Below are 12,702 nucleotides of genomic sequence, written 5' to 3' on the forward strand. Positions count from 1 at the left end.
ATCCACGTACGGGCATGGCACTGCCGTGCCCATTAGCTCTATAAGTAACAGACACGATTCAATTCACGATCCTAAGTGACTGACGATCGAAGTGCAGCGCTCACAGAGTAGCGGATGCTCCTTAAATTCGCCAACGTGAATTGAGTAATTCCAACAGCGATCGCACTTCTTGCCGTCAGCATGGGTGACTCCGACACTCAGCATTTCTGATGAACTGGTGTAGTTGAGTCCTGATAGGCGATCGAGTGAGTCTAACAACTCAACTTGCGACGTTAAAAATAGATAGCGCAACTCATCCACCCCATCGCCACTCAAACCGTCAGCAGGATTGAGAGCCATCAGAGTTTGTCGCAATTGAGCATCCGGCACATACAGCAAAACTTTGGCTTCTAGCGAAGAGCCGATTTCCTTTTCGGCACGGGCTTTTTCTAGAACTTTATTCACCTCTGCTCTCACCTGGCGCAAAATCTCCCATTTCTCTGCCAGTTCGGGTGCGTTCCACTCAGGTTCTAGCTTCACCCAACCCGCTTGAAACACTGATTTATAAGGCGTTGGGTAAGGGATGGCTTGCCAGATGTCTTCTGCCATGTGACATAAAACAGGTGCGATCGCCCGTGCCAAATTTTCAACGGCGATCGCCAACACGGTTTGACAACTCCGACGACGCAGATCATCGGTGCCACTGATATACAGCCGATCTTTCGCAACATCCAGATAGAAGTTAGACAAATCAACCGCACAGAAGTTTTGCACGGTTTGGAAGAAGCGGAAAAACTGAAAACTCTCAAACGCATCTTGAACGTCGTTGAAGACTTCAGTCATTCGATGCAGCATATAGCGATCGAGTTCTGGCAATTGCTCATAAGCAACCGCATTTTTAGCCGGATCAAAGTCGTGCAGGTTACCTAACAAAAACCGGGCGGTGTTGCGAATCTTGCGATACACATCGGACATTTGCTTGAGGATGGTTTTTCCGATCGGCACATCGTTTGTGTAATCCACCGACGAAACCCACAGCCGCAGAATATCGGCTCCGTAAGGCGGCTCTTCTTTCTGGTTTTTGCCACCTTCGATCACGACCATCGGATCGACGACATTTCCAAGCGATTTACTTTGCTTACGTCCCTGCTCATCCAGCGTAAAACCATGCGTCAAAACAGTTTTGTAAGGCGCATGACCATTCACCGCCACACTCGTCAACAAACTGGACTGGAACCAGCCACGATGTTGATCCGATCCTTCTAGATACAGATCGGCAGGATATCGGAGATCCTCTCGCTGCTTGAGAACGGCTGCCCACGAAGAACCAGAGTCAAACCAAACATCCATCGTGTCGGTGCCCTTGCGATAGGTGCGCCCATGATAGTGTTCTGGCAGAAGTTCTTCTACAGACATTTCCCACCAGGCATCAGAGCCTTTTTCTGCCACGATCGCTTGCACATAAGCGATCGTCTCTTCATTTAGCAACGGTTCGCCCGTTTCTTCGTCATAAAACACCGGGATCGGTACGCCCCAACTGCGCTGACGAGAAATGCACCAGTCCGATCGCTCTGTTACCATCGACGTGATCCGGTTTTCGCCCTGTGCAGGAATCCAGGTGACTTGGGCGATCGCCGCTAGTGCCTCGTCTCGAAACCCTTCAACCGACGCAAACCACTGCTCAGTCGCTCTAAAGATCGTCGGCTTTTTGGTTCGCCAATCGTAAGGATATTTGTGAACATAAGGTTCTTCTTTGAGCAATGATCCAGCGTCGGCTAATGCTTGAATTACAGCACCGTTGCCATCTCCTAACACGTTTAGCCCCGCAAACTGTCCGGCTTCTTCGGTAAAGTTGCCGTTATCATCCACGGGTGAAAGCAGCGGTAGCCCATAGCGCAGTCCGACCTGATAGTCTTCTTGACCGTGACCCGGAGCCGTGTGGACTAACCCCGTACCTGAATCAGTAGTGACGTAATCACCGCCGATCACAATTTCGCTTTGACGATCGCACAACGGATGCCGATAAGTGCAGTGTTCCAGCAACCGACCCATCATCGTGGCTTTCTCGGTCAGAGTTGTTCCCAAAGTCTCGGAGAGGCGATCGATCAAGTCTTTCGCGACAATCAGATACTTAAACTTAGAAGGAAAATCTGCCCCGACTTCTACCACAGAGTAAACCAAGTCTGGATTGACGCTCACCGCCAAATTTGCCGGGATCGTCCAAGGAGTTGTTGTCCAGATGGCAACGCCCAACTCGCCTAAAAATGGGTCGAGGGGCATCTGCAACTCTTTTGACAAATTCCTGACTTCAAAAGCAGCATAAACACTCCGCGAGGTGTGACCTTCGGGATATTCCAACTCGGCTTCTGCGAGTGCCGTTTTAGAACTCGGACTCCAGTGAACAGGCTTTAAACCCCGATAGATATAGCCTTTTAACACCATTTGCCCAAACACACCGATTTGAGCCGCTTCATAGTCTGGCGTTAACGTCAGATAAGGATGCTTCCAATCGCCCCAAACCCCGTAGCGCTTAAAGCTTTGAAGTTGCTCTTCTACGGCTTTGAGAGCATAGTCTTTGGCTTTGTGCCGCAGCGATAAGGGTGTCAACTGCCTGCGTTCTTCGGGTTTGAGGGTTTGCAAGACTTTAAGCTCGATCGGCAACCCATGACAATCCCAACCTGCCACAAAGCGCACCTTTCGCCCTTGCAACAGTTGATATTTATTGATCGTGTCTTTGAGAATTTTGTTGAGCGCATGACCAATGTGCAATGCGCCGTTTGCATAAGGAGGCCCGTCATGCAAAATGAACAGATCACCAGGGTTGTTCTGTGACAGTTGCTCGTAAATTTGCTGTTCTGCCCAAAATTTCTGCAATTCGGGTTCCCGCTTGACTGCGTTTGCCCGCATATCAAAATCGGTTTTAGGCAAATGAACGGTGTCTTTATAAGCTCCGGGATCTGTTAGCGCCATGATACACAAGTGTCAGAATATAGAAAATTAGCAAAGAGGCAACATCGCCCACTCTGCATTGAGTCATTATCAGTGAGAACTTCACTAGCTTCAAGTCTAGCGTGGAGAATAAATTGCTGACCGATCGCTCGATCACCCCTTTTCAAAATCCCAGGTCTTTCTCAAGCTAGTTCAAAAAGCGCTGCAATTTTATGACTATACGGATGGGTATGCCTTGAATGAGTCAGCGCTTTTACACAAGGGGATTATTTTTGAGCACTGTTCCAGAACGATTGCCCAGTACCTTCATCAATAGGCAGCCAATTTTGGAACATTTTCCAGCGATGAGGTCAGTGATTAAGTCGTGTATATACTTGACCTGCCCTGATGAAAAGACTCTTTTAGAGTTTTTTATACGCAGGTCTTTTCGCCAAGTTTAGCCAGAGGTCGATCGCATGAGGTTACGGGTAAATTCTTGGTAAGAATTTATACAGCTTGCTCTCTCAATGGCAACATGGCAGTGAAACACAAGCTTAGAGAAGCTAGTCTATGTTGACCTCAATGAAATGTTTACTTGCCGGAGCCATCGCGTCAGTCGGCATCGCCACTCTTTCGGTTAGTCAAGCCTCTGCGGCTGCCCTTTCGTCTGCTGCTGATCTTTCGGTCAAAGCCACCCTCACTGCCGATAATCACTACGGTTTGTTTCACGGAGACAAAAATGGTAGCGTTTTGAACTTTGTGGGTAGAAACGAAAAAGGCCCAAACGGTAGCACAGGTGGATACAACTGGTCTCATGCAGAATCTTGGGACTTTAAGATGAGCAAGCAAGAGTATCTCTATGTGGTCGTATGGGACGATCAGAGTGTAGATGAATCTTGGGTTGGTCAATTCAATCTTGGGGGTGGAGACAAAGGCTATGAGCTGCTGTCAAAACCTGACGCTTGGGAGTATGTGATCACTCAAAAAGCAGCCAATCCAGGGGACTTTGGAAATACTCCCTCCAACTCTGAACTGAACTGGGAAATTCAAAACGCAAATTGGCTATCTTCTAAGAGCCGAGGTCTCAATGACGGCACCACAGCGCCGTGGGGACAAATTTCAGAAGTGACAAAGACTGCTGAGTTTCTAAACACTACGACCAATGGCACTGGCAGAAAGGCAGATAACAGTTTGTATACCATTTTCCGAACCAAAGGGTCAGTTGCAGACACCATTGGCATCAAGTCTGTACCAGAGCCTGCATCAATGTTGGGTCTGCTGGCAGTCGGCACGCTAGGAGCAGCGTCGCTTCGCAAGCGCAAAAGTCGGCTCAATAAGGTCAGTTAAACTCGCTTAACAATCAATGAGAGAGGATGAGGCTTGGAATTTTCCAAGCCTTTTTTATTGCCTTCTTTTTAAGTCTACTCGTCAGATTGAGCGGTTTCAGGCGGGTCGGCAGGGAGGTGCTTTTCTTCGGCATCGGCGATCGCCGCTTCGACTAAATCAGGCGTGGGCGGTTTAGGAGGAATCGGCTGAAGCCCTTCTGCTTCTGACTGCGCGGTTTCTGCTGCTCGCTTCGCTTCAAACTCCATCTCTTCTAACATGATCTCATCAGAAGGAATGGTCGAATCAGAAGTGGCATTTTCATCACTCAAAACAGGAGGCTGGGGAGGCGCTTCAGATGTAGCGGTCTGGTCGTCTTCCTCAAAATCATCGGCATCTTCTTGCACAGAAGGCGTTGCGTCACGAAAATCCTTTCTCACGTAGGTCGCCGTATTTTTCTTGGGCTTGTTAAAGCTGGCAAGCACCGATTTAGCAGCCTCAGTGAGAGCAGCTAATGGGTTTTGTTGGGGCGAGGATGCAGGTTGAGGTGCCACAGGTGTGGAAGACGGAACCTGTGGAGCGGGTGTTGCAGAGGATGTCGTCGCGTCTACGGTTGTCGGGGGAGTGCCAAAATCTTCTGGCTTCAGAGGCTCATAGACTTGAGGGGTTTGAGTCTCGGCAGAATTCTGCGGTTGAGGGGTTTTGTTGATCAGCGACTGTGCCCGATCGCGCAAATTTGTAAATTGCTGCTTAACCTTAGCGGTGTTTTCAGGCGAAAGCACTCGGTTTAGCCCGGCTTGCAGATCGGTGGATAGATCTCCAGTCGTCGATCGCTGCTCTGCGGGAGTTTGCGCCGATCGAGCCACCAGAGTTTGCCAACCGAGCCAGCCAATCAGCGAGACACTCGCCATTTGCCCCAGCAAAACGCCACCCGTAATTCGTTCTGCACAAACCCACAGCACAAGGGCGTAAAATAAGCCCACTCCACTCCACACCAGATCTCCTTTACGATGAAGTTCTGGATAAAAGAACGCAGCTAGGTAAAGGGCAAAACTGCCTAAGCCGACCCCTAAAGCAAGAATAAATGTCAGCATATTTGCTGCTCCCAAACTATCAGCGATTTATATTAACTTTACCGCTCATGGGGAGCGATCAAAGATAGGAAATTACACAGGGTTAACCCGCATTAGAGGTTGCCCATATTCTACAGGCTGCAAGTTTTGCACCAGAATCTCAACGATTTCTCCAGAGACTTCAGCATCTATCTCATTCAACAGCTTCATTGCTTCGATAATGCACACCGTTTGCCCAGAGCGAATGCGATCGCCGACATTGACGAACGGTGCCTCGTCGGGTGCTGGAGAGCGGTAGAATGTGCCCACCATCGGGGAAAGAATTTCGACTAAGCGATCGTTACTAGGGGGTGGAGCCGATTGGCTAGAAGGAGCGCCATTGGGAGTGTCAGCCGTGCCTCTCGACAGATCTGGTGTGGGGAGAGGCGTGACGATCGGGGTGACGGTCAGCGTCTCTCTCGACCCGATCAGATCGGCTTGTCCTGAACCCGATCGCGACCCTCGACGAACGGTCAACTCAAAATCTTCACTTTTTAAGATCAACTCCGCAATATCAGTTTGATTGAGAGCCGTGAGCAGTTCGCGAAGTTCGCTTAAGTCCAGTGGCACAGTGTGATTGCTCCATTTATGTAGGCATGGGTGATGAGTGAGTAGTCGGCAGTTAGTAGTCTTCAGTCTCCGCGACTAACCAAGCGCCACAAGCCACCTGTTAATTTTCTCGACCCAGGTAAGAATCATCGCGGGTATCGACTTTAATCTTTTCTCCGACCGTGATGAAGAGAGGCACCATGACTTGAGCGCCCGTTTCGACGATCGCGGGTTTAGTGCTGCCTGTTGCCGTATCGCCTTTAACGCCCGGATCGGCTTGCGTAACTTCGAGCACGACCGTGTTAGGCAGTTCAACCTCTAAGACTTGTTCGCCCCATTTGATCACGTTGACTTCCATGCCTTCTTTGAGATATTTGACGCGCTCACCGATTTGAGACACGCTGAGTTGCCCTTCTTCAAAGGTTTCCATATCCATAAAGACATATTGATCGCCGTCTTTATAGGTATGCTGCATCGTGCTTTTTTCAAGATTGGCTTGCGGCACCGACTCCCCTGCACGAAAGGTTCGTTCTAATGTTTTCCCGGTGCGGACATTCTTTAGCTCAGTTCTGACGAATGCCGATCCTTTGCCTGGCTTTACGTGCAAAAAGCTGATCACTCGCCAGACGGCTCCGTCTAACTCAATACTTACGCCAGGTCGAAAATCATTACTAGAAATCATGAGTGATGACAGTGGGGGAGAATGTTCGGCACTTTATTTTACCGCCCAGCGATCGTTTTTAATCGCTTTTGATTGGGGTTGTTCGTCACGATTCACCACAAAGCACCGACCCCTAACATGGCACAATCGAAAAGGGGTTTTAAAGCACGCGGGGAAAGAGATTATGTCTTTTTGGAATCGTTTGACACTCACTCAAGGTCTGGGTTGGCTGAAAGGTGGCTTGCTCAAAGGGATGGCGATCGCGATGGTTTGTCTAAGCCTGTGGGGATGGAGTCTCCCGGCTCAGGCATTGCCGCCTGGAAATCCGATCGTCAACCCAGAAGCGCTGCTTCGCTACTCATTGCCGATCGATAATTCTGAGGTTCGCAAGCTGCAATCTAGCCTAGAAGATATCACCACCCAACTGCGGGCCAATCGTCGTTGGGGATCTGTGGTTAGCGATATCAAACAGGCGTATAGCATTTTGAACGATCGTCCCGCTCAACTATTGGCATCCATTCCTGATGACAAAAAACCTCAAGCAGAGGCAATTATTGAAAAATTAAAGACGGGCGTTGAGCAACTTCAAACCAGTGCAGAAGCGAAAGATAAAGAGCAGACACGATCGCAGCGTTCGGATTTGCTAACTCTAGTTTCACGTCTCGAAGAATTGATGGTGCAAAAGTTTCCTTATGAGGTGCCCGAAGCATATAGCAATCTGCCTCAACTTAAGGGACGTGCTACCGTTGTCGCCAAAACAGATCACGGTGATTTGACGATCGTTCTCGATGGCTATAGCGCCCCAGTCACGGCTGGAAATTTTGTGGATCTCGTGCAGCGTGGCTTTTACGATGGCTTGAAATTTACGAGAGCCGAAGATTCTTATGTGCTGCAAATCGGCGACCCGCCAGGATCTGAGGTTGGCTTTATCGATCCCGCAACTAAAAAATATCGTTCTGTTCCCCTAGAGATTTTGGTGAAAGGCGACAAGGAGCCACTTTATGGCATCACCTTAGAAGATGCAGGACGCTATTTAGATCAGCCTGTTCTACCCTTCTCAGCGTATGGCGCTTTGGCGATGGCTCGTCCGGGTGAAGACCCCAACGGCGGTTCTTCTCAGTTTTTCTTCTTCTTATTTGAGCCAGAACTTACCCCCGCAGGCTTAAACTTACTCGACGGTCGCTATGCGATCTTTGGATTTGTGACAGAAGGGCGAGAAGTGCTGGAAAAATTGAAAGCCGGAGACACGATCGAGTCCATGAAAGTTGTAGATGGCTTAGACAACCTAGTTGAACCCAAAGCCGCTTAGATGAGCGATTCTCTGACGGTTCAAAACCTTGGAGAACAGGGACTGCTAAAGCGAGTGCAGTCCTTTTGTCCGTCAACTGTAGTAGGTGACGATGCGGCTGTGTTGCCTACCGAATCCGGAATGCTGCTCGTTGTCACCTCCGATGTGTTGGTCGATCGCGTTCACTTCAGCAATCAGACTACCCCACCTGAATCAGTTGGGTGGCGATCGGCGGCGGCAAATCTCTCCGATCTCGCCGCAATGGGGGCTTCACCGTTAGGAATCACTGTTGGGTTGGGACTGCCAGGTGAAGTTTTAGTGAGTTGGGTGGAAGATTTGTATCGCGGCATTACGGGCTGTTTGCAGAAGTATGGAACCGTAATTGTGGGAGGTGATCTTTGTCGATCGCCCGTAATCACCGTTGCCATCACCGCCTTTGGACAAGTCGATCCTACGAGAGTGATTCGCCGTGCCACCGCCCAACCCGGAGACGCAATCTTAGTCACGGGTTTTCACGGTTCTTCCCGCGCAGGATTAGAACTCTTGCTGCATCCTGAATTGGGTCAGGAATTGAGTCAGGACGATCGCATCTCATTAATCCAGGCGCATCAATATCCTAACCCTCGATTAGATATCCTTCCGAGTCTTCCTGAAACACGGATTTCTGGAATGGATAGCAGCGATGGACTGGCAGACGCGATCGTGCAAATTTGTCGAGCGAGTGGAGTTGGGGCGCGGCTCGATCGTCAAAAAATCCCGATTCATCCCGCTTTGAAACGATGGGCTTCTTCAGAAAAGGCGATGAAGTGGGCGCTTTACGGTGGAGAAGATTTTGAGTTAGTTCTGTGTTTGCAGAGGTCAGCGGCTCAAAAGTTAGTGGAGCGATTGGGAGGAGCAGCGGCGATCGTCGGCACCATTACGTCTGATTCCGATATTCGCGTCATCGATTTCACTCAAGAAACACCCGATGAGATTTTGACCCTAGAGCAAGGCTTCCAGCACTTTAGTAGCGACTAGCTCATCTTCGTTTGTTCTACTTTTTGTTCAACTAGCTTTGCGATCGCCTCAACATCTGCCTGAGATGCGATCGGGGTGGACATTGCCGGAGATGCATCGGATGTGAAGCGATCAACAAACGCATAAAAGGCTGCCTGATCATTAGGATGTGCAACAACGTAAGCCCGTAGCTCAACTTTCGTCATCTTGGTGAAGTCAAATTTCATCTTTAAAGAAGCTTTTAAGCTGGATTGTTTCGTCTTTCAGAACTCTTACGAATATGCTCTGTGAACTCAGGATAATTCTCTAGATCTTGCTCTGACTGAAGGGCAGGCATCTCAACCCAATTACCCTCAGCATGAAGCCTGTCTACATAAGCGTAGAATGCATCTTGATCGTCTCGATGAGCGAGAACATAATCACGTAAATCTTTCTGACTCATCGCTTGAAAGTTTGGCTGGCTCATCTGATGTACCTCCATTTGCCGTTGGGGTAGATTTCGATATCGTTCTCTTCACCGGCTAGAAAGAATATGTTCCCTGTACGTTCATCAAATCGGACTATATTCACAGGCAGGTAGAATTTGGTGAATCGGCAGCACAACAAGTAGCACTGCGTTTTCTGCTCTGATGTAGGAATACTAATCAACCCCTCAACCTTGCTTCTCGAAGCTAACATAATTCAACCTACAAAAAAGCCCTCAACTCCGATCGAGTTAGGCACTTTTAAGATTTTTGAAATACCAGTAGAGATTAGCAACGGTTAAATCTGAAGCCTCTTGCCAGTTCGACGGCACAAGTGCCGGGTAACCCGCTTTAGGAGCTAGATGACCGATCTCCACCTCATATTCTTGCCGTGACTCAGGCTTGATCATGAAGCGTAATTGATCCCGCAATCCCCGAAAATCAGTTTGAGATCGCAGCGTTTCATACAGTGCCACTTCTGGAGGGATTTGTAAAATCTCAGGCTCGATCGCGTCAAACTCTTCAAGGCTCAGATCAGGAAGCTGCTGTAATTCGCTAGGTGAAAGGGCTTGGATTACATCAATTTGAGTTTGCCACACTTCTAAAACCTGCAAATCTTGGTGATGAATGCGAGTGATTTCGGGAAAGATGAAGTCCAATTCGGCTTGAGATTGGCAAGTAGCGACAACCGAGAGAGTATTCTGTTTAATTTTGGTTTGCAAATCAGAGATACACTTGCTGGCAGCGATCGGCTCATTGTGTAATTGAAAGACTAGCGCGATCGTTTGCTCTTCTACCGCAGCGAAGCTTGAGTGCAATTTCTAACGCATTTAGATTCTATGGAACGATCTCTTTCAAATCGATACGGCAGTAGTTCGTTTGATCGGCTTAGAAACAGATAATTTATTGATTCAACTTCATTGGCTTTGGGAATCCTGGTGTCATACCCTGTTGACAGTATATTTGAGTGGTAACAGGCTTTGAAATAGGCAGTGTCTCATGGTTTCTAAAAAACGGGCGATTGATTTTGCGGTGAAGCTTGGCTGGACACGGGAAGATGCTAAACGAGCTTATGAATCGATTGGAGTCAACCTCGATTTAGTCGCGGATGACGACGAATTTACCCTAGCTTTGACTTTAGCTGACTATGCAGGTGAAGTACTATCTGAGCGACAACGTAAGCAAGCTGCTCAGAAAGCTCAAGTTACTAAAAAGACGAATGAAATCGAAAAAATAAAAATTACCCACGCTAAAAAAGTTGAACAATATGAGGAAGATCTGAATCTCCAACGTAGTCAGTTTGTTGGAATTATCAGTCGTGTTTACAAAATCGCTCAAAAAATTGGATTGAGAGATGCTTGGATTGAGGCTTTGTTAACTTCATACAACGAATATTTGCAAGACGAAGACGATTCATCAAAAACCATGTAAATCTATTTGCCTGTTAAACTCACGATGCCAAAACCTTCTTCAGAACTCAAGACCGTAACGCGAAAACAGCTTCGCGGACTTGGGTTATCGCTCTACCATGCAGCTGCCATCACGAAGGTATTGAAACCTTCTACGCAGCAAGGCTCTACCTACTTATATTCTGCTGCTGAAGTTATAGGTTCGCTGCGGCAGTATATGCAGCGATCGAGAATCAAGGCTACAACTCGCGAGACTCTCAAGACAGCTTTAGATATCTTGCTAGATTTGATCGGAAATGTTGTTCCTGTTGCTTTTGGTACTTCGACTGATCCCGAACTCAGTCGAATGACGCGAGAACTGATGACCACAATTTCAAAAACGAATTCCTCGTTAGCTGCTCTGAAGATAGATGCCGAAATCAAAGTAAAATCTCATACCAAACCTGAGACAACATGAGTACACCTCCTCATTCATTCCCCGACTTCTCAGACTTAGCACGTAGCTTAATATTGCTCAAAAATAAGCTAGATCAACGAACCAAAGATTTTGAGAAAGATGTACAAGAAATCAGGCAGTACTATTCACCTCGCGCAAAGTTTGAGCGTTGGAAAGCAACAGAAGACGGAAAAATGTGGAAAGAGAAGCAACACAAGCGTCAACGCGGCTGCTGTGCTAGTTGTAGCTTTGTGATTCAAGTTAAAGGCTCTCACATTGATCACGTTCAGCCCCTCTCTAAGTTTCCAGAATTAGCGACCTGTGTGAAGAATCTGCGCTTACTCTGCCCCGATTGCAATACCAGGAAGGGTTCCAATGATTGCAAAAGAACCGCCTGAGGCAATTTCTCGTCTGCTAACTCAACGATATAGAAAACCCCCAACTCCAACGGAAATTGAGGGCGTTCAAGCTAATGTCTAACCGATCTTAAGCAACCCATTTTTGAGCCACAATTTCAGCCAAGTCAACTACCCGTTGGCTATAGCCCCACTCGTTGTCATACCAGGCGATCACCTTCACCATGTCACCGCCCATCACCATCGTGAGCGCTGCGTCAATGATCGAAGACTCATCTGTCCCGGCATGGTCACTCGACACTAACGGCAGATCGCAATACTTGAGAATTCCTTTCATTGGGCCTTCTGCGGCGGCTCTCAGCACTTCATTGACCTGCTCGGCGATCGTCGCTTTCTCAACCTGAACGACCAAATCAACCACCGACACATTCGGAGTTGGAACCCGCATTGCAATGCCGTTCAGCTTGCCTGCCAATTCAGGTAGCACCAGAGCCACAGCTTTTGCCGCGCCCGTAGACGTGGGAACAATGTTCATTGCGGCAGCCCGTGCCCGACGCGGATCGCGGTGACTCGCATCTAGCAAGCGTTGGTCGCCTGTGTAGCTGTGAGTCGTGGTCATTGTGCCTTTGATGATGCCAAAATTTTCGTGAATGACTTTGGCAACGGGGGCAAGACAGTTAGTGGTGCAGCTTGCATTACTAATAATGTTGTGCTTGTGATGGTCATAATCTTGATGGTTTACGCCGACCACAAAAGTGCCATCGTCGCCTTTACCAGGAGCGGTGATCAAAACTTTTTTCGCGCCAGCATTGATGTGCTTAGATGCACCTTCTTTGCTGATGAACACGCCAGTAGATTCGATGATTAAATCGATTCCCCAATCTTTCCAAGGCAAGTTTTCTGGGTTGCGATCGCTCGTACACTTAATCACATGACCGTTGACGGTGATGGTGTTTTCATCGGCGCTGACATCGGCATTGAACTTGCCCAACATCGTGTCATAAGTCAGCAAATGAGCGTTTGTTTTGGGGTCAGAGGTATCGTTAATGGCGACTACTTCTATCTGACTGTTCTCCCTGCCCGCCCAGCAACGCATGAAGTTTCGCCCGATGCGTCCAAAGCCGTTAATCGCTACTCTCATGACTGCGGTTGCCCTCTGTAGATAAATACCTATTGATGAGACACATCATATCGTAAAAGG

At 48.3% G+C, this 12,702-nt stretch carries 15 protein-coding genes; 6 read left to right on the top strand and 9 right to left on the bottom strand.

Annotation, left to right across the window (positions count from 1 at the left end; all coding sequences use genetic code 11):
• Positions 1-63: 63 nt before the first annotated feature.
• Positions 64-2,949, bottom strand: coding sequence for an isoleucine--tRNA ligase (gene ileS, locus C7B65_RS10550; protein ID WP_073071643.1), 2,886 nt, complete (start codon positions 2,947-2,949; stop codon positions 64-66).
• Positions 2,950-3,477: 528 nt separating this feature from the next.
• On the opposite strand from ileS, the gene C7B65_RS10555 reads away from it, so the two are divergent.
• Entirely contained in the window at positions 3,478-4,254 is a 777-nt protein-coding gene (locus C7B65_RS10555; RefSeq protein WP_073071641.1) for a PEP-CTERM sorting domain-containing protein, read from the top strand.
• A gap of 74 nt (positions 4,255-4,328) precedes the next feature.
• Here the strand turns inward: C7B65_RS10555 and C7B65_RS10560 are convergent, their stop codons facing one another.
• The 3 genes from C7B65_RS10560 to efp form a co-directional block, all read right to left on the bottom strand.
• A complete protein-coding gene (locus C7B65_RS10560) occupies positions 4,329-5,324 on the bottom strand; it encodes a Ycf66 family protein (protein WP_073071639.1) in 996 nt (331 codons plus the stop codon).
• A 72-nt stretch (positions 5,325-5,396) separates the two neighbouring features.
• A complete protein-coding gene (gene accB, locus C7B65_RS10565; protein WP_073071638.1) occupies positions 5,397-5,912 on the bottom strand; it encodes an acetyl-CoA carboxylase biotin carboxyl carrier protein in 516 nt (171 codons plus the stop codon).
• 100 nt (positions 5,913-6,012) lie between these two features.
• A complete protein-coding gene (gene efp, locus C7B65_RS10570; protein WP_073071636.1) occupies positions 6,013-6,573 on the bottom strand; it encodes an elongation factor P in 561 nt (186 codons plus the stop codon).
• Between the two features lie 163 nt (positions 6,574-6,736).
• Between efp and C7B65_RS10575 the strand changes: the two genes are divergently transcribed.
• Together C7B65_RS10575 and thiL are read left to right on the top strand one after the other, a co-directional pair.
• Positions 6,737-7,861, top strand: coding sequence for a peptidylprolyl isomerase (locus tag C7B65_RS10575; protein WP_073071804.1), 1,125 nt, complete (start codon positions 6,737-6,739; stop codon positions 7,859-7,861).
• The gene (thiL, locus tag C7B65_RS10580) at positions 7,862-8,857 is read left to right on the top strand and encodes a thiamine-phosphate kinase (RefSeq protein WP_073071634.1); all 996 of its coding nucleotides are present in this window, start codon (positions 7,862-7,864) and stop codon (positions 8,855-8,857) included.
• On the opposite strand, the gene C7B65_RS10585 is transcribed toward thiL, so the two are convergent.
• Genes C7B65_RS10585 through C7B65_RS10600 form a run of 4 tightly spaced genes read right to left on the bottom strand, consistent with a single transcriptional unit; the run spans position 8,854 to position 10,118 of the window.
• The gene (locus C7B65_RS10585; RefSeq protein WP_073071632.1) at positions 8,854-9,063 is read right to left on the bottom strand and encodes a DUF6887 family protein; all 210 of its coding nucleotides are present in this window, start codon (positions 9,061-9,063) and stop codon (positions 8,854-8,856) included. The genes thiL and C7B65_RS10585 overlap by 4 nt on opposite strands.
• Positions 9,064-9,077: 14 nt before the next feature.
• Complete coding sequence (locus C7B65_RS10590) at positions 9,078-9,302, bottom strand: DUF6887 family protein (RefSeq protein ID WP_073071630.1); 225 nt, start codon at positions 9,300-9,302, stop codon at positions 9,078-9,080.
• On the bottom strand, positions 9,299-9,514 hold the full coding sequence (locus C7B65_RS29590) for a DUF6888 family protein (protein ID WP_073071628.1): 216 nt from the start codon (positions 9,512-9,514) through the stop codon (positions 9,299-9,301). The genes C7B65_RS10590 and C7B65_RS29590 overlap by 4 nt, the downstream gene beginning before the upstream one ends.
• A gap of 37 nt (positions 9,515-9,551) precedes the next feature.
• Complete coding sequence (locus tag C7B65_RS10600) at positions 9,552-10,118, bottom strand: hypothetical protein (RefSeq protein ID WP_073071626.1); 567 nt, start codon at positions 10,116-10,118, stop codon at positions 9,552-9,554.
• 181 nt (positions 10,119-10,299) lie between these two features.
• Here C7B65_RS10600 and C7B65_RS10605 point away from each other — a divergent pair, with 181 nt between their 5' ends.
• Genes C7B65_RS10605 through C7B65_RS10615 form a run of 3 tightly spaced genes read left to right on the top strand, consistent with a single transcriptional unit; the run spans position 10,300 to position 11,543 of the window.
• Complete coding sequence (locus C7B65_RS10605) at positions 10,300-10,731, top strand: hypothetical protein (protein WP_073071625.1); 432 nt, start codon at positions 10,300-10,302, stop codon at positions 10,729-10,731.
• A 24-nt stretch (positions 10,732-10,755) separates the two neighbouring features.
• The gene (locus C7B65_RS10610; RefSeq protein ID WP_073071623.1) at positions 10,756-11,166 is read left to right on the top strand and encodes a hypothetical protein; all 411 of its coding nucleotides are present in this window, start codon (positions 10,756-10,758) and stop codon (positions 11,164-11,166) included.
• The gene (locus C7B65_RS10615; RefSeq protein WP_083582895.1) at positions 11,163-11,543 is read left to right on the top strand and encodes an HNH endonuclease; all 381 of its coding nucleotides are present in this window, start codon (positions 11,163-11,165) and stop codon (positions 11,541-11,543) included. The genes C7B65_RS10610 and C7B65_RS10615 overlap by 4 nt, the downstream gene beginning before the upstream one ends.
• Positions 11,544-11,631: 88 nt before the next feature.
• Here C7B65_RS10615 and C7B65_RS10620 read toward each other — a convergent pair whose 3' ends face one another.
• Positions 11,632-12,642, bottom strand: a complete 1,011-nt coding sequence (locus C7B65_RS10620; protein WP_073071620.1) for a type I glyceraldehyde-3-phosphate dehydrogenase — start codon at positions 12,640-12,642, stop codon at positions 11,632-11,634.
• Between the last annotated feature and the right edge of the window lie 60 nt (positions 12,643-12,702).

This window comes from Phormidesmis priestleyi ULC007 (assembly GCF_003003695.1).
Lineage (GTDB): Bacteria > Cyanobacteriota > Cyanobacteriia > Leptolyngbyales > Leptolyngbyaceae > Phormidesmis_A > Phormidesmis_A priestleyi_A.

What these genes read in the sequence shown, in the direction of transcription:
- C7B65_RS10605 (WP_073071625.1), top strand. Translation starts at nt 10,300, where the DNA reads ATGGTTTCTAAAAAACGGGCGATTGATTTTGCGGTGAAGCTTGGCTGG.
- C7B65_RS10585 (WP_073071632.1), bottom strand. Translation starts at nt 9,063, where the DNA reads ATGAAATTTGACTTCACCAAGATGACGAAAGTTGAGCTACGGGCTTAC.
- C7B65_RS10610 (WP_073071623.1), top strand. Translation starts at nt 10,756, where the DNA reads ATGCCAAAACCTTCTTCAGAACTCAAGACCGTAACGCGAAAACAGCTT.
- C7B65_RS10575 (WP_073071804.1), top strand. Translation starts at nt 6,737, where the DNA reads ATGTCTTTTTGGAATCGTTTGACACTCACTCAAGGTCTGGGTTGGCTG.
- C7B65_RS10560 (WP_073071639.1), bottom strand. Translation starts at nt 5,324, where the DNA reads ATGCTGACATTTATTCTTGCTTTAGGGGTCGGCTTAGGCAGTTTTGCC.
- C7B65_RS29590 (WP_073071628.1), bottom strand. Translation starts at nt 9,514, where the DNA reads ATGTTAGCTTCGAGAAGCAAGGTTGAGGGGTTGATTAGTATTCCTACA.
- thiL (WP_073071634.1), top strand. Translation starts at nt 7,862, where the DNA reads ATGAGCGATTCTCTGACGGTTCAAAACCTTGGAGAACAGGGACTGCTA.
- efp (WP_073071636.1), bottom strand. Translation starts at nt 6,573, where the DNA reads ATGATTTCTAGTAATGATTTTCGACCTGGCGTAAGTATTGAGTTAGAC.
- C7B65_RS10620 (WP_073071620.1), bottom strand. Translation starts at nt 12,642, where the DNA reads ATGAGAGTAGCGATTAACGGCTTTGGACGCATCGGGCGAAACTTCATG.
- C7B65_RS10615 (WP_083582895.1), top strand. Translation starts at nt 11,163, where the DNA reads ATGAGTACACCTCCTCATTCATTCCCCGACTTCTCAGACTTAGCACGT.
- ileS (WP_073071643.1), bottom strand. Translation starts at nt 2,949, where the DNA reads ATGGCGCTAACAGATCCCGGAGCTTATAAAGACACCGTTCATTTGCCT.
- C7B65_RS10555 (WP_073071641.1), top strand. Translation starts at nt 3,478, where the DNA reads ATGTTGACCTCAATGAAATGTTTACTTGCCGGAGCCATCGCGTCAGTC.
- C7B65_RS10590 (WP_073071630.1), bottom strand. Translation starts at nt 9,302, where the DNA reads ATGAGCCAGCCAAACTTTCAAGCGATGAGTCAGAAAGATTTACGTGAT.